Genomic DNA, 19,161 nt, shown 5'->3' on the forward strand with positions numbered 1-19,161 from the left:
GGCTAGCGGGTCGATGCTCGCCATACTGCGGCTGCGGCAGTGATGCGCGTCGCACGGAGCCCGCGCAGACCCCCTTGCGCAGAGAGGACGGCGAGAGAGTCTGCGAGGAGGTCGTCCCACACGGCTCCAGCAAGAGCTCCGATGTCGCGCCAGCCTCGTGACTGCCGGTGGCTCGTCTCGGCGATGACGATCGAGGCGACTCGCGTGCGCTGGTCGGGTGTGAAGTGCGCGCGCGCAAGTCGGCGCATGAGTTGCTCGGCGAGGTAGCCGGACCGAAAGCAGCGCGGCGCGGTCTCGAGGTAGCTGAGAGCCACCTCGATCGCTTCTGGGTCGCCGACTCGAACCTGTTCCGGCAACTGTTCCACTGGCGTGAAGAACGCCTCGAGCGCCTGCACGAACCAGCCGAGGACGATCTCGTACTCTCGCGTTCGCAGCGAGGGATCCACCCAACCGCGGCGCCACTGGGCCCGCACGTTGTCGCTCGCCTCAGCCACAGCATCCGCTCGTGCACGCAGTTCCGGATCGACCCCCATGAGCACAACGTACTGTTTCGCCGTTCCCGGGTCTGGAAGCGGGCGAGGGGCGGGCGTATCGTGTGGCGCATGTGCCGCAACATCGTTCCGCTCCACAACTTCGAGCCCGCTGCGACCGACGCGGAATGCCATGACGCCGCGCTCCAGTTCGTCCGCAAGATCGCCGGGACCACCAAGCCGTCCCGCGCCAACCAGGCGGTGTTCGACGAGGCCGTCGAGCAAATCGCTCACGCCACCCGTCATCTCGTCGACGGTCTCGTCACCACCGCCGCGCCGAAGACCCGCGAGCACGAGGCGGCCAAACGCCAGGCGCGTTCGGCCGAACGCTACGAGGCCATCCGCGTGTACCAGCAGGAGAAGCGGGCCGCCCGGGCCGCATCCTGATCCCTTCGTCGGGGGAGGAGGCGCCGGGCGGGCGACTTCCGGCCGCCTCCCGGCCTCGCGTGGGTGCTGCGCGGGGAGTCTGAACGCCCGTGTCGGTGGCGGCACGTACCGTGTCGGTATGCGCATCCTGCACACGTCCGACTGGCACATCGGCCGGTCGTTCCACGGCCACAGCACGCTCGACGCGCTGCGTGGCGTGCTCGACGTGCTCGTCGCCCAGGTGAGCGAGCACGGCGTCGATGTCGTGGTGCTCGCCGGCGATGTCTTCGACTCCGCGGCGCCGGCGCCGGCGTGCTACTCGCTCCTCACCGACACCCTCGTGCAGCTCTCCGACGCGGGCGCCCGGGTGATCGTCACGAGCGGCAACCACGACTCCGCCGCGCGCCTCGGGTTCCAGTCGGCGCTCCTCCGGTCGGGCATCAGCGTGCTCACCGATCCTGCCGCCATCGGCACCCCCGTCACCATCGACGATGTCGACGGCCCCGTGCACTTCTACGGCATACCCTACCTCGAACCGGCGATCGTGCGCCATCGGTGGGAGGGCGTCGAGCTGCGAAACCAGGCCCAAACCCTCGGTCACGTCATGGGTATCGTGCGCGACGACCACGCTGAGCGCGGCGGTCGGTCGGTCGTCATCTCCCACTGCTTCACCGCGGGCGTCGAAGCGACGCCGGGGGTCGAACGCGAGATCCGCCAGGGTGGTCTCGACGTCGTGCCCCTATCGGTCTTCGACGGCCCCGACTACGTCGCACTCGGGCACATCCACGGCCGCCAGACCCTCTCCGACCGCGTGCGCTACGCCGGAGCGCCCCTGCACTACAGCTTCGGCGAGGGCGACAAGCCCCGGGGGTCGTGGCTCGTCGACCTGGATGCTGCGGGCCTGGCATCCGTCGTGTGGCTCGGCCTGCCGGTGCCGCGCCCTCTCGTGACGCTCCGCGGCACGCTCGACGAGCTGCTCGGCGACCCCCGGTTCGCCGAGCACGAGCAGTCGTGGGTGTGCGCGCAGTACACCGATCCCACACCGCAGCTCGACCCGATGCGCCGCCTGCAGCAGCGGTTCACCCATTGCGCGACGGTCGTGCACGCGCCCATCGGCGCGGTCGCCGACGACGGGCGAGACTACGCCGGGCGCGTCCGGGCGGCGCGTGACGACGTCGAACTGGTCGACGCCTTCCTCGCCCACGTCCGCGCCGGCGAGGGTGCCTCCGCCGACGAAGTGGCGCTCATGAGAGAGGTCGTCGACGCCCGCACCCTGACCGAGGCGACGGCGTGAAGCTCCACCGGCTCGAGCTGGCCGGGTTCGGTCCGTTCCTCGCGCGCCAGAGCGTCGACTTCGACGCGTTCGCCGACGACGGCATCTTCCTGATCGCCGGTCGCACCGGAGCCGGCAAGTCGAGCGTGCTCGACGGGGTGTGCTTCGCCCTCTATGGCAGCGTGCCGCGATACGAGTCGGGCGAGAAGAGACTGCGCAGCGATCATTGCGGCCCCGAAGACCCCACCGAGGTCGCGCTCGAGTTCACCGCCGAGGGCAGCCGATGGCGGGTCACCCGCTCGCCGGAGTACGAACGCCCGAAGAAGAATGGCGGCGGATTCACCACGCAGGCACCCCAGGCGCTTCTGGAGGAGTTCTCCTCGGGCTCATGGACCGGCGTCGCCGCCCGACCTCGCGACGTCGCCGCGCGGCTCGACGAGATCCTCGGACTCACGCAGCAGCAGTTCCTGCAGGTCATCCTGCTCGCGCAGAACCGCTTCGCACGGTTCCTCCTCGCGCGAAACGACGAGCGGCAGGCGCTCCTGCGCACCCTGTTCGCCACGCGCACCTACGAAGACTACGAACGCGACCTCGAGAGCCGTCGCAAAGAGGCGGAGCGCGCCGTGGCCGCCGAAGGCGACACCGCCCGCGTGCTGATCGACGAGGGCGAGCTCCTCGCGCGGGAGTCCGACCTCGACCGCGCGGCGCACGGCACGACAGACGGCGCAGAGCCGACGGATGCTGCCACGCCACCCGACAGCGACGCCGCGGCCCGGCCCCTCGCCGACCGGGTCGCGGCGCTCGTGCGCGCTGTCGAGCGCGCCGAGTACCGCGTCGATACGCTCGCCCGCGCGCGCGACGCTGCCGACGCCGAACTCGCGGCAGCGACCGAGCGCGAACGGGCCGCGGCGGCGTTGCGGGCGGCACAGGAGCAGCGCCTCACCGCACGGGCCGCCCTCGACGCACTCGACGCGCGTGCCGCCCGGGTGGCCGAGCAGCGCGCCGAGCTGGCGCTCGCGAACGCGGCCGAAGCCCTCCGCTCGCCGATCGAGAGCGTGGAGCGTGCCGAAGTATCGGCGCAGCGAGCCGCCGACGCCGAACGCGACGCGCTCGCGCAGTGCTCGGCGCTGGGCGAGGCGTCGCTGACGAACGCCTCCCTCCGCGACCGCGAAGACGAATTGGCCGCGACCATCGCGGCGAGTGACGCCGCCCTCGCGGCCGAGGGGGAGCGCGCCGCGCTCGACGTGTCGCTCCGCGAGGCGCGTGACAGCGAGCAGGCGATGCTGCGCGAGATGACCGAGCTCGACGACCGCCGCCGCCCCGTCCCCGTCCTCCTGGCGCAGCTGTCCGAGCGCCTCACCGCCGTGGCGGGTGCCGCCCGGGGTGCCGAGTCGGCGCGGGCGATCCTCGTCGACACCGAACGCAGGCGCGCCGCCGCGCACGAGGCCGTCGCGCTCGAGGCGACCGTTCGCGCGGCCGAACGCGAGGCGCTCGAGCGCGCAACGGCCGTGACGACGACGGCCGCGCGCCTGACGGCGCTGCTCCAGCGCCGGCTCGACGGCGCGGCGGGCGATCTCGCCGCCACCCTCGTCGACGGCGAGCCGTGCCCCGTCTGCGGCGCCGTCGACCACCCGCACCCCGCGCCCGGGTCGGACGACCCCGTCGGCGACGATGAGATCGCCGCCGCCGAGGCCGAGAAAGACGCCGCTATCGACGCCGACCGGGTAGCGGCCATCGCGTGGCGTGCGGCCCGCGACGCCCATGCCCTCGTCGCGGCTCGGGCAGGGGGCGACGACGTCGCCACGCTCGACGCGGCCGTGGAATCGGCGACGGTCGCGCTCGCCCGCGCCGAGGCCGACGTAGCCGAGGCGGGGGCGCTGACCGCCGAGCATGCGGAGCTCTCGGCGCTCGCCGAGGCGGCCGCGCTCGAGCACGCGAGACTGACCGACGCGCTGACCGAGGTGCGCCAGCGGGTCGCCCTCGACGAGCAGCGCGCGACGGCCGCCGCCACGATCGTCGAGGCCGCCCGCGGCGAGTTCGCCACGGTAGCCGAGCGCCGAGCCGACGCGATCGGTCGACGTGACGCGGTGCGCGCCCTCGCCGAGGCCGGGGCAGAGCTCGCGCTGCGGACGCAGGTTCTCGCCGATGCTCGCGCCGACCGCGACGCCCGTCTCGCCGCGTCCACGTTCGACGGTCCGTCCGCCGTCGAGGCCGCGCTTCGCGACCCCGCCGTGCGGGCGCGGCTCGACGATGCCGTGCGCGAGCATGAGAGCGCCGCCCGCGCGGCGAAGGAGCGCCTGCTCGAACTCGAACTCGCCCTCGTCGACGCCCCCGACGAACTCGTCGACCTCGACGGGCCGGCGAGGGCCGTCGCCGACGCGCGCGACGCCTTCACGTCGGCGATCTCCGTGTTGACGGCCGCGACGGGGGTCGCCGAACGCCTCCGCGATCTCACCCAGCGCGCCGATGCCGCCGCCGAGGGCATCGCCGCCCTCGCCGACCGGCACGCGGTGATCGCCCGACTGGCCAACACGGTCGCCGGGCGCGCGCCCAACACGCACCGCATGACGCTCGAGACGTTCGTCCTGGCCGCCGAGCTCGAAGAGATCGTCGGCGCGGCCAACCTGCGCCTCGCCGAGATGTCGTCGGGGAGATACCGCCTGCAGCATTCCGACGCTCTCGCGGCCCGCGGCGCAGCATCCGGTCTCGGTCTCGAGATCATGGATGCCTTCACCGGCCAGGCGCGTCCGCCCCAGTCGCTCTCGGGCGGCGAGTCGTTCCTCGCGTCCCTCGCGCTCGCCCTCGGCCTCGCCGAGATCGTCACGGCGCGCGCCGGCGGCCTGCGGCTCGACACGCTCTTTATCGACGAGGGCTTCGGGTCGCTCGACGACGACACCCTCGACCTCGCGATGCGCACGCTCGACGAACTGCGCCAGGGCGGCCGTACGGTCGGAGTGATCAGTCACGTCGCGTCGATGAAGGAGCAGGTTCCCGCTCAGCTGCTCGTCGAGGCGACGCCGCAGGGGCCGAGCGTGATCCGGCAGCAGTCCACCGTCGCCGTCTGAGACGCACGGGTAGGCTGGGGGTATGAACAAGTCGACGATCTGGTCCATCCTCGGAGTCATCGTCGCGATCGTCATCGCGTGGTTCCTCGTGAACATCCTGTTCTCGGTGCTCGCGTTCGTCTTCAAGCTGCTCATCGTCGCGGTGGTCGCCGCTGTCGTGTACTTCGCACTGCGGGCGCTCTTCGCCCGCGACCGCGAGGTCTGATTTCCACGGAGTGAGCAAGAGGGCCGCTCGTGTGCGATCCGTGGCTACTCTGAAGGGTGATGTCTGACGCGCCCTCCACCCAGAACCGGAAGGGCGCACACCCTCCCACCCAAGACATTCAGCTGAGCCCGAGCCATCGGTGGCGGGCCTACTGGATCGCCGTGTCGGTCGCCGCCCTCACGATCCTCGACCTCAGCAAGGTCAACGTCGCTCTTCCTTCGATCGAGTCGGCGCTGGGCGCGGGGCCGACCGAGCTGCAGCTCATCGTCTCGGGCTACATCCTCACTTTCGGTCTCGTGCTCGTGCCCGCCGGGCGTCTCGGCGACCAGCGATCACGCCGAGCGCTCTTCCTTATCGGCCTCTCGCTCTTCCTGGTCACCAGCCTCGCCTGCGCGCTCGCCCCCACGGGGCCCATCCTGCTCGTGTCGCGCCTGGCGCAGGGCATCGCCGCGGGAATCCAGATGCCGCAGGTGCTCGGTCTCATCCAGCAGCTGTTCCAGGGCAAGGAGCGAGGCCGCGCGTTCGGACTCTTCGGGGCCACCATCGGCATCGCGACCGCGTTCGGCCCGACCCTCGGCGGTTTGATGATCGCCCTCGGCGGCGACACCGACGGGTGGCGGCTCATCTTCTGGATCAACGTGCCCCTCACGCTCATCGTGATCGTGCTCGCGGCCTTCTTCTTGCCGAGCACGCGCACGAAGTCTCACCGCAAGGTGCAGCTCGACCCCGTCGGCGTGCTGCTCTTCGGGCTGTCGGTCGCCGGTCTCATGCTGCCGTTCCTGCTCACGACGGGCTCGCCCGACGACAACCCTGCGCGGTGGTGGCTCATCGTCGGCGGAGCCGTGTTCGTCGCGGCCTTCATCGCGTGGGAGCGACGCTATTCCGCGCGTGGGCGCGTGCCGCTCATTCCGTTCGAGGTCTTCGCGCACGCTTCGTACCGCAACGGCGTGCTCATCTCGACGACGTATTTCGCCGCGCTCCCGGCGACGTTCATCCTCACGACGCTGTTCCTGCAGAGCGGGCTCGGTCTCGAGCCGGTGTTCGCCGGCATGGTGACGATCGGTTTCGCCATCGCCTCGGCCATCTCGTCGTGGATCGGCGGGAACCTGGTCACCCGTCTCGGGCGACCTCTCGTGGTCTGGGGCGTCGCGGGGCTGCTCGTGAGCATCGTGGGCATGGTCTCCGCCGCGATCTTCCTCCCGCCGGAATGGGCACTTCTCGGAATGGGATCGATCCTGGCCGTCGGCGGGTTCGCGGGAGGGCTGGTCATCTCTCCGAACCAGACGCTCATGCTCGCCGACATCCCCGTCGCGCAGGGCGGGCTCGCCGGTTCCGTCGGTCAGCTCAGTCAGCGCATCGGAACGGCCATCGGCACGGCCGTCGCGCTCGCGCTGTTCTACTCGACGGTCTACGCCGAGCAGGGCACGCGCACGACCCTCGACGTCTACCACGACGCGTACCTCTACGGCATGATCTCGGTCGCGATCTTCCTGGCGCTCTCGCTCATCGTCGGCGTCGTCGACCTCGCGGGCCGACGTCACCGCGGCGAGCCTCAGACCCCGTAGAACTCGCGGATGCTGGCGCGCAGCCATTCGCTGCAGACCAGCGCGGCGTCGTCCCACTCCTCGGTTGCGCCGTCCTGCGCCCGGTCGCTGACCGCACGCAGGATGCGGATCGGCACGTCGAACTGCTGGGCGACCCAGACGAGGGCGTAGGACTCCATGTCGACCATGCGGGCGCCGAGGGAGCGGATCGCGACGACCGCGTCGGCGTCGTCGATGAAGTGGTCGCCGGTGGCGATGACGATGCCGTCTGCGGCCAGGTCGACCCGCTCGGGCAGCCAGACGTGGTGTCCGATGACGCCGTCGAGCCCCTTCACGTCGTGCTGGAGGGCTCCGCCGATCTCGTGCACGCCCGATTCGAGGTCGGGGTCGATCGCGCCGGCGGTACCGACGACGACGATCTCGTCGTAGCTGTTCGTTGCGAGTGCGCGGGTGAGGGCGTACGCGGCCGGGACCTTTCCGATGCCGGTGAGCAGCCGGTCGAAACCGGGCAGTTCAGGCTCGAAGGCGACGAGCTCGGACGGGTGGGCGGCAACGAGAAGCTTCACCCGCCCATTCTCTCAGCCGCCGTTGACGATGCCGATGATCCCCGAGATGAGGAAGTAGGCGCCGACGCCCGCCACGGCGATCCAGATGCCGATGCGGGTCGGCGACGGCTTCTTCGGGTCGTTGTCGGAGTTCAGGGGCAGCATCCGGTATTACGACCTCACCATGTCGACGATGGAGACGATGACGGCGAGGGTGCCGCCGATCGCAGCGATGGCGGCGACGAACGGGCCACCGCCGGCGAAGAAGGCGACGACGCCGAGGGCGACGAGCGCGAGCCCGACGACGATGCCGATGATCTGGTACGCGAGGTACCGGCCACGGCCGAGTCGTTGTTCGTCTTCCACGCTTGCAGGTTACCGGGTTGCCCCCGCGATCCCCCTTTCTGCAGGGTGGGGGTTGCTGCCGAGGCGGCGTTTCGCCAGGCTTCGGGGATGACAATCCCACGTCCGGATGACATCCGCCCCGGCCAGGAATCGGTCTGGGACTATCCTCGCCCGCCCCGGCTCGAGCACGTCGACGTGCGGGTGCAGATCGATTTCGGCGGTGAACGCATCGTCGACACCGACGACGTCGTGCGCGTGCTCGAGACGAGCCATCCCCCCGTCTACTACCTGCCGATCGCGGCGTTCGGCGAGGCGCTCGTGCCGACCGACGGTGCCTCGTTCTGCGAGTTCAAGGGAGCCGCGCGCTACTTCGACGTGCACGGCGGGGGTGAGCGCGCCGACCACGCCGCGTGGAACTACCCGAGGCCGATGCCCGGGTACGAGGATCTCGACGACCGCGTCGCGGTGTACGCCGCACCCATGGACCGATGCATCGTCGACGGGGAGGTCGTCGTGCCTCAGCCCGGCGGGTTCTACGGCGGCTGGGTGACGTCGGCTCTCGCGGGTCCGTTCAAGGGCAGCCCCGGCTCGCACGGCTGGTAGCGTCCGCGAGGGCTCGACGTCAGCTCTTCGCGCCCGAGAGGGCGAGAGTGCCGCCGAGCCCGATCATCATCACCCCGCCGGTGCCCGACAGGGTGGCGATGCGGCGCGGCGACCGCGCGAACCACGCGCGGGCGGTGCCGGCGGCGAGGGCCCAGACGCTGTCGCACGCCAGAGCGAGCACCTGGAACGTGAGCCCGAGAACGAGCAGCTGCGCCCAGACGGCCGGTGCGGTGGGATCGACGAACTGCGGCAGAACGGCGACGAAGAAGGCGATCGTCTTGGGGTTCGTGAGGCCGACGATGAAACCCTGTCGCAGCAGAGTCGACGCCGACCGTGGCCCGCCGGTCGCTCCCTGCACGTGCGCGTTCCGGTGACGGATCGCCTGGACGCCGAGCCACACGAGGTAGATGGCCCCCACGATCTTGATGACCGTGAACGCGACGACCGAGGATGCGACGATCGCGCCGACCCCGAACGCCACCGCGAGCACCGCCGGCACGGTGCCGAGGGCGTTTCCCACGACGCTGAGCACGCCGGCCCGGCGACCGAGCGCGATCGATCGTCCGACCACGAAGAGCACGCTGGGGCCCGGGATCACGATGATCACGACCGATGCGACGAGGAAGGCCAGGAGGTTCTCGAGCGGCGGCATGAACGAACGGTACCGCGTCCGCCGCGATCGGGGACGTCGGTGGAGCTCAGCCGAAGTGGTCGGGGAGAGCGGCGTGCAGCTCGTCGAGCCAGACACGCGCATTGCCGTCCGACGGCGCACGCCAGTCGCCGCGGGGCGACAGCGAACCGGCGGGTGAGACCTTCGGCCCGTTGGGGATCGCCGAACGCTTGAACTGCGCGAATCCGAAGTAGCGCTGCAGGAACACCTCGAGCCAGCGCGCGACGGTCGCCAGATCGTACGCGGGCCGATCGTCGACCGGAAATCCCGGAGGCCAGGCGCCGGCGTCGGGGTCCGACCATGCGCGCTCCGCGAGGAAGGCGATCTTCGACGGGCGCAGGCCGTAGCGCAGCACGTGGAACAGCGTGAAGTCGTGGAGGTTGTAGGGCCCGATGCGGTCTTCGGTCGACTGGGTGCGGCCGTCCTGCCCGGCGGGCACGAGCTCCGGGCTGATCTCGGTGTCGAGGACGGCCTGCAGCACTCCCGCGGTCGATGCATCCATCTCCCCGGACGAGACGACCCAGCGGATCACGTGCTGGATGAGCGTCTTGGGGATGCCGGGGTTCACCGCATAGTGGCTCATCTGGTCGCCGACACCGTAGGTCGCCCAGCCCAGCGCGAGCTCGGACAGATCGGAGGTGCCGACCACGATGCCCCCGCGCTGGTTCGCGAGGCGGAAGAGGTAGTCGGTGCGCAGACCCGCCTGTACGTTCTCGAACGTGACGTCGTGCACGGGCTGGCCGTCGGCGAAAGGGTGGCCGATGCGGGCGAGCATTTCGGATGCGGCGGGCCTGATGTCGATCGTCTCGATCGAGGCGCCGACGGCCTCGGCCAGGGCGATGGCATTGGCCTTCGTGCCCTCGCTGGTCGCGAATCCGGGGAGCGTGTAGGCGAGGATGTCGCTGCGCGGGCGGCCCATGCGATCCATCGCCCGGGCGATCACGAGCAACGCGTGCGTGGAGTCGAGACCGCCGCTGACCCCGATCACCGGCTGGGGCTGACCGATCGCCCGCAGGCGCTGCTCGAGGCCCGACACCTGGATGTTGAAGGCCTCGTAGCAGTCCTGCGCCAGGCGTGCGGGGTCGTCGGGCACGAACGGGAAGCGGTCGAGAGCGCGTTTCAGGCCGACGTCGGTCGCCGGAGGGCTCAGCTCGAAGCGCACCGTGCGGAAGGCGTCGGAGTGCGCGCGACGGTTGTCGTCGAACGTGCCTTGACGCGCGCGATCCTGGCGGAGGCGGTCGAGGTCGACATCCGCGACGCTCGAGCGGGGCCCGTCGGGAAAGCGCTCGGTCTCGACGAGCAGCTGCCCGCCCTCGTAGATCATCGTCTGGCCGTCCCACGACAGGTCGTTCGACGACTCGCCCATGCCGGCGGCGGCATACGCGTACGCGGCGAGGCAGCGCAGCGATTGCGACTGGGCCAGGATCTTGCGATCGTCGGCCCGCGCGATGGTGATGGGACTGCCCGAGAGGTTCAGCAGCACGGTCGCGCCGGCGAGGGCCGCGGTCGACGACGGCGGCACCGGAACCCACATGTCCTCGCAGACCTCCGCGTGGATCACGAGCCCGGGGATGTCGGTGGCCTCGAAGAGCAGGTCGGGGCCAAAGGGCACGTCGAATCCGGCGACGCGGATGGTCTCGCCGACGCGGTCGTCGCCGGGGGCGTACCAGCGTCGTTCGTAGAACTCGCGGTACGTCGGCAGGTACGACTTCGGTGCGACGCCCAGGAGAGCGCCGCGGTGGAGCACGACGGCGCAGTTGTACAGGCGGTTTCCGTGGCGCAGGGGCGCTCCGACGACGAGCACGGGGAGTAGATCGACGGATGCGGCGACCAGGCGCGCGATCGCGGTCTCGACGGCGTCGAGCACGGGGTCCTGCAGGACGAGGTCGTCGATGGCGTACCCGGTGAGGCACAGCTCGGGGAAGACGGCGACGGCGACGGCGTCGGCGTCGGCCCGATGCGCCGCCGCCATTACGGTCTCGGCGTTCGTCGCCGGGTCGGCGATCGAGATCGGGATCGTGCAGGCGGCGACGCGCGCGAACCCGTGGCGGTAGGCGCTCGAGAAGGGGAGAGCGGTGCTCATGGCCCCAGTCTCTCAGGTGCAGCCCGATCGCGGACGGGGGCGGCTTCTGGCGCCGTCCTGTCGGTGCCCCCGGCTAGCCTCGACAGCGGAAGGGCGACATGCGATACATCGAGAACACGGGCCGTCTGGTCTGGAGTGCCAGTGACCTCAAGGCGGCGGCCGAGTGCGAGTTCGCGTGGCTGCGCGCCATCGACGCGAAGCTCGGTCGGGTGGCCGCGGTCGAAGACCCCGGAGACGCGACCCTCGAGCGGGCGGGCCGACTGGGCACCGCGCACGAGCTGCGCGTCCTCGACGACTACCGCGCGCGCTACGGCGATCGCGTGGTCGAGATCGCCGAGACCCGCTCGTCGAACGCCGAAGGGATGGCCGCGGCGGTCGCCGCGACGAACGCCGCCCTCGCCTCCGACGCCGCGGTGATCTACCAGGCCGCGTTCGCGACCGACGAATTCGTGGGGTTCGCCGACTTCCTCGTCCGCGACGACGCAGAGGCGGCGCCGCGCTGGATCGTGCAGGACACGAAGCTCGCTCGCCGCGCTCGGGTGACGGCCCTCATGCAGCTCGCCGCATACGTCGACCAGCTCGACCGGCTCGGTGTCGCTCGCGCCGACACGGTCGAACTGCTGCTCGGCGACGCGACGACGAGCGTGCACCGGGTCGACGACATCCTCCCCGTGTTCGACCTGCGCCGGGCACGTCTGAGGGCGCTGATCGCCGATCGCGACCTGTCCAGCGGCCCCGCCGGTGCGCCGATCGCCTGGGGCGACGGGCGCGGCGCGCTCGAGGTCGTCGCCTGCGGGCGATGCGCCACCTGCGAGCAGGAGGTCATCGCCTCCCGCGACCTGCTGCTCGTCGCGGGTATGCGGCCGCTGCAGCGAGAGCGCCTGCGTGCGGCGGGCATCGGAACCATCGACGCCCTGGCCACCGCATCCGAGGTTCCTGCCGGAATGAACCCGGAGGTGTTCGCGATGCTGCGCACCCAGGCCCGGCTGCAGCTCGTCAGTCCGGCCGGCGTGCCGTCAGTCGAGCCATCGGCCGACGCCGATCCGCACCCCGTCCCGCTCTACGAGGTGGTGCTCCCACCGGCCCTCGCCACACTCCCGCGGCCCGACCGCGGCGACATGTTCTTCGACTTCGAGGGCGACCCCCTCTACACGGAGGGCGACGCGACATGGGGTGATAAGACACAGTGGGGCATCGACTACCTCTTCGGGTGGGTCGACCTCGGCGACACGTACTCCTCGATCTGGGCGCACAGCTTCGCCGATGAGAAGCAGGCGCTCGAACGCTTCCTCGATATCGTCGCGCTGCGCCGTCGGCAGCACCCCGACATGCACATCTACCACTACGCCCCCTACGAGCCCACCCACCTGCTGGCCATGGCCGCGCGCTACGGGGTGCGCGAGGGCGATGTCGACCGGTTGCTGCGCGACGGCGTGTTCGTCGACCTCTACCCGGTCGTGCGCCGGGCTCTGCGGGTGGGTTCGCGGTCGTATTCGATCAAGAAGCTCGAGCCGCTCTACATGGGCGACGAGGTGCGCACGAGCGACGTGCAGCGCGGCGACGATTCGATCGTGCGCTACGTCGAGGCGCGGGCGCTGGCCGCCGACGGCGACGCGGCCGCGTCCGAGGCGGTACTCGCCGACCTCGCCGACTACAACCGCTACGACTGCGTCTCGACCCGGCGCCTGCGCGATTGGCTCGTCGACCGGGCGCGCGAGGCGGGGCTTCGCCCGGCCGGCAACCCCGAGCCCGAAGAGGTCGGCTACGAGCCGTCGCCGCGGGCCACGGCGCTGCAGCGGCTGTCGCTGGGTGCCGACGCGGTCGACGGTCAGGCGCTGCGCCTCGCCGCAGCGGCCATCGACTACTACCCGCGCGAGGCGAAGGCCTTCTGGGCCGCGCACTTCCTGAGGCTCCGCGAACCGCTGTCGTTGTGGAACGACGATCGCGACGTGGTCATCGTCGACACCGCACGGTCGCGCGTGATCGACGACTGGCACTTCCCCGAGTCCGGCCGCGGCAATGAACGCCGCCTCGTCGAGGTGCGCGGCGAGCTCGCCCCGGGCACCCGACTCAGCGCGGGCGGCTCTCCCTTCGCCGTCTACGAGCTCCCCGCCCCGTTCCCGATGGAGGAGCGCCCCCGCTGGATCCACGGCGCCCGGAGCGTCCGGGTGGTCGACGTGCTCGACGACGGCGCGATCATCGAAGAGACCGCCGTCGACGGCAACACCTGGGAGCGCCTTCCGCTGGCGCTGACGCCCGACTCGCCGCCGCGTGCCGGCAATCAGCAGTCGGCGATCGACGCGTGGGCCGACGCCCTGATCGAGGCCGCGCCGAAGCTCCCTGCCGACCCCGCGACCGACATCCTGCGCAGGCGACCCCCGCGCTCCCGGTCGGGGGCGCTCGCCCCGCAGGGGGGCGATGACGTCGACGCGATCGTGCGCAGCGTCCTCGACCTCGACCGCAGCTACCTGGCCGTGCAGGGCCCCCCGGGAACGGGAAAGACCTATGTCGGCTCGCACGCGATCGCACGACTCGTGCGTGAGCACGGCTACAAGGTGGGCGTCGTCGCGCAGTCGCACGCGGTGGTCGAGAACATGCTCGATCGCGTGGTCGCAGCCGGTGTGCCGCCGCAGCAGGTGGGCAAGGCGCCGAAAGATCCGAACGCGGGCGGGCTGAGTTTCACGCCCATCCCCAAGAACGGCGTGGCCGCCTTCGCCGCCGAGAACGCCGCCGCGGGCTTCGTCGTGGGGGGCACGGCGTGGGACTTCAGCCACGAGGGCCGCATCCCGCGCGGGAGCCTCGATCTGCTCGTGATCGACGAGGCGGGGCAGTTCTCGCTCGCCTCAACGATCGCCGTCTCGCTCGCCTCCCCGCGGCTGCTGCTGCTCGGCGACCCGCAGCAGCTGCCGCAGGTCAGCCAGGGTGCGCACCCCGAGCCCGTCGATACCTCCGCGCTCGGATGGGTGATGGACGGCGCCGAGGTCGTGCCGCCCGAGGTCGGGTACTTCCTCTCGCGCACGTGGCGCATGCATCCGGCGGTGGCCGATCCCGTCTCGCGTCTGTCGTACGAGGGCCGGCTGGCCGCGCACCCGCTCACCGCGCTGCGCTCGCTCGACGGGGTGGCCCCCGGGCTCCACGTCGTACCGGTGCACCACGCCGGCAACGCCACCCGCTCGCCGGAAGAGGCGCAGGCGGTCGTCGGGATCGTCGCGGGCCTCGTCGGCCGGGCGTGGACCTCGAGCGAGATCGATGCCGCCGGGGCACCGGTGACACGCGACCCCCGACCGTTGGCCGCCGCCGACGTCATCGTCGTCACCCCCTACAACGCCCAGCAGGTGCTGGTCGAGGAGGCCCTCGCCGCGGCCGGCTTCTCGGAGGTGCGTGTCGGCACGGTCGACCGGTTCCAGGGGCAGGAGGCGGTGGTCGCGATCGTGTCGCTCGCGGCGTCTTCGGGGCGCGAGGCGCCGCGCGGTCTGGAGTTCCTGCTGCTGCGTAACCGGCTGAACGTGGGCCTCTCCCGGGCGATGCAGGCGGCCTACCTCATCTACTCGCCGGGCGTGCTCGACGACCTGCCTCGCACGCCGGAGGGCGTCGCGCGACTCAGCGGCTTCGCCCGCCTGGTGCGGGCCGTGCCGGCGTGACGAGCCCGGCCGGGGGAGCCGAGCGGATGCGCCCGGGTCAGACCGTGCCGTAGAGGCGGTCGCCGGCGTCGCCGAGACCGGGCACGATGTAGCCCTTCTCGTTCAGGCGCTCGTCGAGCGCGCCCAGCACGAGGGTCACGTCGCGGCCGGCGATCTGCTTCTCGATCGCGGCGACCCCCTCGGGAGCGCCGAGCAGGCAGATCGCGGTGACGTCCTGCGCGCCGCGCGCGAAGAGGAACTCGATCGCCGCGCCCAGCGAGCCGCCGGTGGCGAGCATCGGGTCGAGCACGAAGCACTGGCGGTCGCTGAGATCGTCGGGGAGGCGCTCGGCGTACGTGGACGGCTCGAGGGTCTCCTCGTTGCGCACCATGCCGAGGAAGCCGACCTCTGCCGTCGGCAGCAACTTCACCATTCCCTCGAGCATGCCGAGACCGGCCCGGAGGATCGGCACGACGAGCGGCCGGGGCTCGCTGATGCGCACGCCCGTGGTCGTGGTGACCGGCGTCTGGATCTCGTAGGGCTCGACGCGCACACCGCGGGTCGCCTCGTAGGCGAGCAGGGTGACGAGCTCTTCCGTCAGCTGACGGAAGACCGGCGACGGGGTGCGCTTGTCGCGCAGCACCGTGAGCTTGTGGGTGATGAGGGGGTGGTCCGCGACGTGCACACGCATAGGGTGAATCTACCCGTCCCGCGCCCCGATCACGGAGTCCGCATGAACCCCGCGTCCGCAGACCTCGCCGCGATGCGCCGTGCTCTCGTGCTGGCACAGGCCGCGGGGGCCGGCGGAGACGTCCCGGTCGGGGCGGTGGTGACGGATGCTGCGGGCACCGTCATCGGCGAAGGACGCAACCTCCGCGAGGTCGATCACGACCCCACCGCGCACGCCGAGGTGGTTGCGATGCGGCGTGCCGCCGCATCCCGGGGCTCGTGGAACCTCGCCGGCTGCACGCTCACCGTCACCCTCGAGCCGTGCGTCATGTGCGCGGGCGCGATGCTGCAGGCCCACGTGTCGCGGCTGGTCTTCGGGGCCTGGGACGACAAGGCGGGCGCGGCGGGTTCGGTGTACGACGTGGTGCGCGATCGACGGCTGCCGTCGCGGGCCGAGGTCGTCGCGGGCGTGCTCGGTGACGAAGCATCCGCTCTGCTGCGCGAGTTCTTCGCCGCCCGGCGCGGCTGATCGCGCGCCGTCGTCAGCGCGGCAGGTGGGGGAGCACCTCGGAGCCGAGGAACTCCACCTGCTCGAGGTCGCGGATGTCGAGCAGCTGGAGGTACACGCGCTCCGCGCCGAGGGCGCGCAGACGCTCGACTTTCGCCATGATCTCGTCGCGGCCGCCGACGATGCCGCCGGGCGCGTCGCGGAACCCCTCGAGCGGACGCCCCAGGTTCGCGGCGCGCCGCTCGAGGTCGGCCTCGGTCGCCCCCGCGAGCGTCGGCATGGCGACCGAGAGCTTCAGCGTCTCGGGGTCGCGGCCTATGCTCTCGCACGCGGCACGGACGCCGGCGAACTTCTCGGCGACGACGTCCTCCGCGACGAATCCGATGTTGAACTCGGTCGCGAAGCGGGCGGCGATCGCCGGGGTGCGGGTCGGGCCGCCGCCGCCCACGATCACGGGGACACGCGACTGCACCGGCTTGGGCAGGGCGGGGGAGTCCTCGACCGTGTAGTGCCGCCCGGAGAAGTCGAAACGCTCGCCGACAGGGGTCTGCCACAGGCCGGTGATGATCTCGAGCTGCTCTTCGAGGATGCCGAACCGCTTCGCGGGGAACGGGATGCCGTAGGCGTGGTGCTCTCGTTCGAACCAGCCCGTGCCGAGGCCGAACTCGACGCGCCCGCCCGACATGCGGTCGACCTGTGCGACCTGCACCGCGAGCACGCCCGGGATGCGGTGGGTGGCCGACGAGACGAGCGTTCCGAGGCGGATCGTGCTCGTCTCGCGAGCGAGTCCGGCCAGCGTCGTCCAGGCGTCCGTGCCGCCGGGGCCGGGGTCGCCGGGGGCCATCCGCAGGTAGTGGTCGGAGCGGAAATAGGCGTCGAAGCCCAGGCGCTCGGCCGCGAGGGCGAAGGCGAGCTGGTCGTCGTAGTCGAAGCCCTCCTGGGGCTCGGTGAAGAGGCAGTACTCCATCGCCTCAGTCTGGCAGTCGCGACGCCGGTGTCCGGTCGAGATCGGGCTCGAGGTAGATCACGCGGGCGACGGGCACTGCGCTGCGGATGCGGCTCTCCACCGCATCGATGGCGGCCGCGACCTCCGGGAGGCCCCGGTCGTCGGCGACGGCGATCTTGGCGGCGACGAGCAGCTCGTCGGGGCCGAGGTAGAGCGTCTTGATGTGGATGAGGCGGGAGACCTCGGGGCCGTCGATGATCGCCGCGACGATGCGGTCGTAGTCGCCCTCGGTCGCGCCCTCTCCGACCAGGAGGCTCTTCGTCTCGATGCCGAGCACGATGGCCACGACGATCAGCAGTGTGCCGATCATCAGCGTGCCGATGGCATCGAAGACGGAGTTGCCGGTGATCACGGTCAGCCCGACGCCGAGCATCGCGAAGACGAGGCCGATGAGGGCGGCGACGTCTTCGAGCAGCACCACCGGGAGTTCGGGGGCCTTCGCGCGGCGGACGAACGAGACCCACGACTGCCCCTTCTCGCGGGAGTGGTTGCTCTCTCTGACGGCGGTGCGCAGCGAGAACGACTCCAGGCCGATGGCGATGAGCAGCACCACGATCGGGATCCAGACGTTCTCCAGCTCGTGCGGGTTCGTGAGCTTCTCCACGCCCTCGTAGATCGAGAAGAGCCCGCCGACCGAGAACAGGATGATCGCCACGACGAACGCGTAGACATACCTTTCGCGACCGTGCCCGAAGGGATGCTCGCGATCGGCCGCGCGGCGCGCGCGCTTGCCGCCGAGGAGCAGGAGCAGCTGATTGCCCGAGTCGGCGACGGAGTGGATGCCCTCGGCGAGCATCGACGCCGACCCGGAGAAGATCCACGCGGTGAACTTCGCGAGCGCGATTCCGAGGTTCGCCGCGAACGCGGCGATGATGGCGCGGTTGCCGCCGGAGGCGCTCATGTCATCGGTGCTCTCGGTGCGGGTCAGTCGGCGGAACGGATGATGATGGCCTCGGTCGGCGGCGCGGGGTCGAACGGGGTTCCGATATAGCCGATCCCCGCGAGGAGCGCCTGGCGGAACTGCGCAGGACGCTCGAGGTGCGGCGTGTGGCCGACCCCCTCCAGCACGATCTGGGTGACCGCGCCGCCGGCCGCCGCGTACGCCTCCAGCACGTCGCGCGTCTGCGACACCATCGGCTGCGCGGGTGCGGTGTCTTCGCCGGGCCAGTCGGCGACGATGCCCAGCGCGCCCAGGTGGTTCACGTCGGAGAACGAGGTGTCGGAGATCACCGCGTCGACACTGCCGCGCACCCACAGCACGGGGGGCTTGTCGGCGAGGTCGACGATCGGCGACACGTCGAAGTATCGGGGCGCGACGGTGTTGAGCACGCCGAGGGGTCCTGCGGCGTAGCCCGGCCAGTTGCCGCTGGGCACGCCCTCGCCGGGGTAGTTGCCCACCGCGGTAGAGGTGGAGAGCATGCTCTGCACCCAGAGGTCCTCGTGATCCGAGGAGTAGTCGGATGCGACGTAGCTCGCGCGGAAGACGCTCCGGGGCGAGGTGGTCGCATCATCGCTCGCGTCGCCGTCCGTCAGGCGCCGCACGAAGTCGGGGTTCGCGGCGGCCCCGCCGCATCCGGCGTCGTCGTCGGTCAGCCGCGAGCCGTCGCGCCGCGTACCGCCGAAGCCGTACGGCGAGACCGGGGCCTCGAGGGTGAGAGAGAGGGCAGGGTGATCCAGCGCGTACTGCAGCACGACAGCACCCCCCAGCCCCCAGCCGACGAGGTGGGCGGTGTCGATGCCGACGGCCTGGAGAGTGGCGAAGAGATCGTCGCTGAAGTCGCGGACGCCGCGTGTGGCATCGATCGGCATGTGCTCCGTGCCGCCGAATCCACGGAGGTCGACCGCGATCGCACGCAGCTCGGCGGGGAGGTCCTGCATGATCTCCTGCCAGAACAGCGACGACGAGACGGTGTCGTGGATGAACACCACGGTGCGCTCGGCGGGGGTCCCGGTGTCGTCGTGCTCCCGCTCGAGGATGTTCACCGAAAGGCGGGCCGTCTCGATCGATCGAGAGACGATGCCGTCGAACAGGTTCATGCGGTCTTCTCCGTTCTCGCGGGAATACACCCTCGAAGGCCGATGATAGACCTCGCGGCTCTCCGCCCGCCGAGTGCGCACCGCTCGCCGGG

18 protein-coding genes are annotated in these 19,161 nt (G+C 71.2%); 8 read left to right on the forward strand and 10 right to left on the reverse strand.

The features are described 5' to 3' along the window. Positions 1-2: 2 nt before the first annotated feature. Positions 3-533, reverse strand: coding sequence for a hypothetical protein (locus ABTU82_RS10605; protein ID WP_407173404.1), 531 nt, complete (start codon positions 531-533; stop codon positions 3-5). Positions 534-602: 69 nt separating this feature from the next. Between ABTU82_RS10605 and ABTU82_RS10610 the strand changes: the two genes are divergently transcribed. The 5 genes from ABTU82_RS10610 to ABTU82_RS10630 all read left to right on the forward strand — a co-directional run bounded on the left by ABTU82_RS10610 (position 603) and on the right by ABTU82_RS10630 (position 7,004). Beyond that, positions 603-917, forward strand: coding sequence for a DUF2277 domain-containing protein (locus ABTU82_RS10610; RefSeq protein WP_407173405.1), 315 nt, complete (start codon positions 603-605; stop codon positions 915-917). Positions 918-1,035: 118 nt separating this feature from the next. Further along, the gene (locus ABTU82_RS10615; protein WP_407173406.1) at positions 1,036-2,190 is read left to right on the forward strand and encodes an exonuclease SbcCD subunit D; all 1,155 of its coding nucleotides are present in this window, start codon (positions 1,036-1,038) and stop codon (positions 2,188-2,190) included. Continuing rightward, positions 2,187-5,234 (forward strand): AAA family ATPase, encoded by a 3,048-nt coding sequence (locus tag ABTU82_RS10620; RefSeq protein WP_407173408.1) that lies wholly within the window; start codon positions 2,187-2,189, stop codon positions 5,232-5,234. The genes ABTU82_RS10615 and ABTU82_RS10620 overlap by 4 nt, the downstream gene beginning before the upstream one ends. 22 nt (positions 5,235-5,256) lie before the next feature. Further along, entirely contained in the window at positions 5,257-5,439 is a 183-nt protein-coding gene (locus tag ABTU82_RS10625) for a hypothetical protein (RefSeq protein WP_116647725.1), read from the forward strand. Between the two features lie 59 nt (positions 5,440-5,498). After that, on the forward strand, positions 5,499-7,004 hold the full coding sequence (locus ABTU82_RS10630) for an MFS transporter (RefSeq protein WP_407173409.1): 1,506 nt from the start codon (positions 5,499-5,501) through the stop codon (positions 7,002-7,004). On the opposite strand, the gene ABTU82_RS10635 is transcribed toward ABTU82_RS10630, so the two are convergent. Genes ABTU82_RS10635 through ABTU82_RS10645 form a run of 3 tightly spaced genes read right to left on the reverse strand, consistent with a single transcriptional unit; the run spans position 6,992 to position 7,894 of the window. Continuing rightward, the gene (locus ABTU82_RS10635) at positions 6,992-7,549 is read right to left on the reverse strand and encodes a phosphorylase family protein (RefSeq protein WP_407173411.1); all 558 of its coding nucleotides are present in this window, start codon (positions 7,547-7,549) and stop codon (positions 6,992-6,994) included. The genes ABTU82_RS10630 and ABTU82_RS10635 overlap by 13 nt on opposite strands. Positions 7,550-7,561: 12 nt before the next feature. Next, positions 7,562-7,693, reverse strand: a complete 132-nt coding sequence (locus ABTU82_RS10640; protein ID WP_259460095.1) for a hypothetical protein — start codon at positions 7,691-7,693, stop codon at positions 7,562-7,564. 6 nt (positions 7,694-7,699) lie between these two features. After that, positions 7,700-7,894, reverse strand: a complete 195-nt coding sequence (locus tag ABTU82_RS10645) for a hypothetical protein (RefSeq protein ID WP_116647728.1) — start codon at positions 7,892-7,894, stop codon at positions 7,700-7,702. Positions 7,895-7,981: 87 nt separating this feature from the next. Here ABTU82_RS10645 and ABTU82_RS10650 point away from each other — a divergent pair, with 87 nt between their 5' ends. Further along, on the forward strand, positions 7,982-8,476 hold the full coding sequence (locus tag ABTU82_RS10650) for a DUF427 domain-containing protein (RefSeq protein ID WP_407173413.1): 495 nt from the start codon (positions 7,982-7,984) through the stop codon (positions 8,474-8,476). A gap of 19 nt (positions 8,477-8,495) precedes the next feature. Here the strand turns inward: ABTU82_RS10650 and ABTU82_RS10655 are convergent, their stop codons facing one another. Both ABTU82_RS10655 and ABTU82_RS10660 read right to left on the reverse strand, forming a co-directional pair. After that, entirely contained in the window at positions 8,496-9,128 is a 633-nt protein-coding gene (locus tag ABTU82_RS10655; protein WP_407173415.1) for a LysE family translocator, read from the reverse strand. A 46-nt stretch (positions 9,129-9,174) separates the two neighbouring features. Next, a complete protein-coding gene (locus ABTU82_RS10660; protein WP_407173417.1) occupies positions 9,175-11,229 on the reverse strand; it encodes an NAD(+) synthase in 2,055 nt (684 codons plus the stop codon). A gap of 98 nt (positions 11,230-11,327) precedes the next feature. On the opposite strand from ABTU82_RS10660, the gene ABTU82_RS10665 reads away from it, so the two are divergent. Then, positions 11,328-14,870 (forward strand): TM0106 family RecB-like putative nuclease, encoded by a 3,543-nt coding sequence (locus ABTU82_RS10665; RefSeq protein WP_407173418.1) that lies wholly within the window; start codon positions 11,328-11,330, stop codon positions 14,868-14,870. Positions 14,871-14,907: 37 nt separating this feature from the next. Here the strand turns inward: ABTU82_RS10665 and upp are convergent, their stop codons facing one another. Beyond that, the gene (upp, locus tag ABTU82_RS10670) at positions 14,908-15,540 is read right to left on the reverse strand and encodes a uracil phosphoribosyltransferase (protein WP_116647733.1); all 633 of its coding nucleotides are present in this window, start codon (positions 15,538-15,540) and stop codon (positions 14,908-14,910) included. A 42-nt stretch (positions 15,541-15,582) separates the two neighbouring features. On the opposite strand from upp, the gene tadA reads away from it, so the two are divergent. Next, the gene (gene tadA, locus ABTU82_RS10675) at positions 15,583-16,047 is read left to right on the forward strand and encodes a tRNA adenosine(34) deaminase TadA (RefSeq protein WP_407173421.1); all 465 of its coding nucleotides are present in this window, start codon (positions 15,583-15,585) and stop codon (positions 16,045-16,047) included. A 13-nt stretch (positions 16,048-16,060) separates the two neighbouring features. On the opposite strand, the gene ABTU82_RS10680 is transcribed toward tadA, so the two are convergent. The 3 genes from ABTU82_RS10680 to ABTU82_RS10690 are packed head-to-tail and all read right to left on the reverse strand — an operon-like array spanning position 16,061 to position 19,069. Beyond that, a complete protein-coding gene (locus tag ABTU82_RS10680) occupies positions 16,061-16,993 on the reverse strand; it encodes an LLM class F420-dependent oxidoreductase (RefSeq protein WP_407173422.1) in 933 nt (310 codons plus the stop codon). A gap of 4 nt (positions 16,994-16,997) precedes the next feature. Further along, positions 16,998-17,933 carry a cation diffusion facilitator family transporter gene (locus ABTU82_RS10685; RefSeq protein WP_407173424.1) on the reverse strand — a complete coding sequence of 312 codons (936 nt, stop codon included), beginning with the start codon at positions 17,931-17,933 and terminating at the stop codon, positions 16,998-17,000. Positions 17,934-17,956: 23 nt separating this feature from the next. Beyond that, entirely contained in the window at positions 17,957-19,069 is a 1,113-nt protein-coding gene (locus ABTU82_RS10690; protein ID WP_407173425.1) for an alpha/beta hydrolase, read from the reverse strand. Positions 19,070-19,161: the final 92 nt, after the last annotated feature.

This window comes from Microbacterium deferens (assembly GCF_045517775.1).
Taxonomy (GTDB): Bacteria; Actinomycetota; Actinomycetes; order Actinomycetales; family Microbacteriaceae; genus Microbacterium.

What these genes read in the sequence shown, in the direction of transcription:
- ABTU82_RS10605 (WP_407173404.1), bottom strand. Translation starts at nt 533, where the DNA reads ATGGGGGTCGATCCGGAACTGCGTGCACGAGCGGATGCTGTGGCTGAG.
- ABTU82_RS10610 (WP_407173405.1), top strand. Translation starts at nt 603, where the DNA reads ATGTGCCGCAACATCGTTCCGCTCCACAACTTCGAGCCCGCTGCGACC.
- ABTU82_RS10615 (WP_407173406.1), top strand. Translation starts at nt 1,036, where the DNA reads ATGCGCATCCTGCACACGTCCGACTGGCACATCGGCCGGTCGTTCCAC.
- ABTU82_RS10625 (WP_116647725.1), top strand. Translation starts at nt 5,257, where the DNA reads ATGAACAAGTCGACGATCTGGTCCATCCTCGGAGTCATCGTCGCGATC.
- ABTU82_RS10630 (WP_407173409.1), top strand. Translation starts at nt 5,499, where the DNA reads ATGTCTGACGCGCCCTCCACCCAGAACCGGAAGGGCGCACACCCTCCC.
- ABTU82_RS10640 (WP_259460095.1), bottom strand. Translation starts at nt 7,693, where the DNA reads ATGCTGCCCCTGAACTCCGACAACGACCCGAAGAAGCCGTCGCCGACC.
- ABTU82_RS10650 (WP_407173413.1), top strand. Translation starts at nt 7,982, where the DNA reads ATGACAATCCCACGTCCGGATGACATCCGCCCCGGCCAGGAATCGGTC.
- ABTU82_RS10655 (WP_407173415.1), bottom strand. Translation starts at nt 9,128, where the DNA reads ATGCCGCCGCTCGAGAACCTCCTGGCCTTCCTCGTCGCATCGGTCGTG.
- ABTU82_RS10660 (WP_407173417.1), bottom strand. Translation starts at nt 11,229, where the DNA reads ATGAGCACCGCTCTCCCCTTCTCGAGCGCCTACCGCCACGGGTTCGCG.
- ABTU82_RS10665 (WP_407173418.1), top strand. Translation starts at nt 11,328, where the DNA reads ATGCGATACATCGAGAACACGGGCCGTCTGGTCTGGAGTGCCAGTGAC.
- upp (WP_116647733.1), bottom strand. Translation starts at nt 15,540, where the DNA reads ATGCGTGTGCACGTCGCGGACCACCCCCTCATCACCCACAAGCTCACG.
- tadA (WP_407173421.1), top strand. Translation starts at nt 15,583, where the DNA reads ATGAACCCCGCGTCCGCAGACCTCGCCGCGATGCGCCGTGCTCTCGTG.
- ABTU82_RS10680 (WP_407173422.1), bottom strand. Translation starts at nt 16,993, where the DNA reads ATGGAGTACTGCCTCTTCACCGAGCCCCAGGAGGGCTTCGACTACGAC.
- ABTU82_RS10685 (WP_407173424.1), bottom strand. Translation starts at nt 17,933, where the DNA reads ATGAGCGCCTCCGGCGGCAACCGCGCCATCATCGCCGCGTTCGCGGCG.
- ABTU82_RS10690 (WP_407173425.1), bottom strand. Translation starts at nt 19,069, where the DNA reads ATGAACCTGTTCGACGGCATCGTCTCTCGATCGATCGAGACGGCCCGC.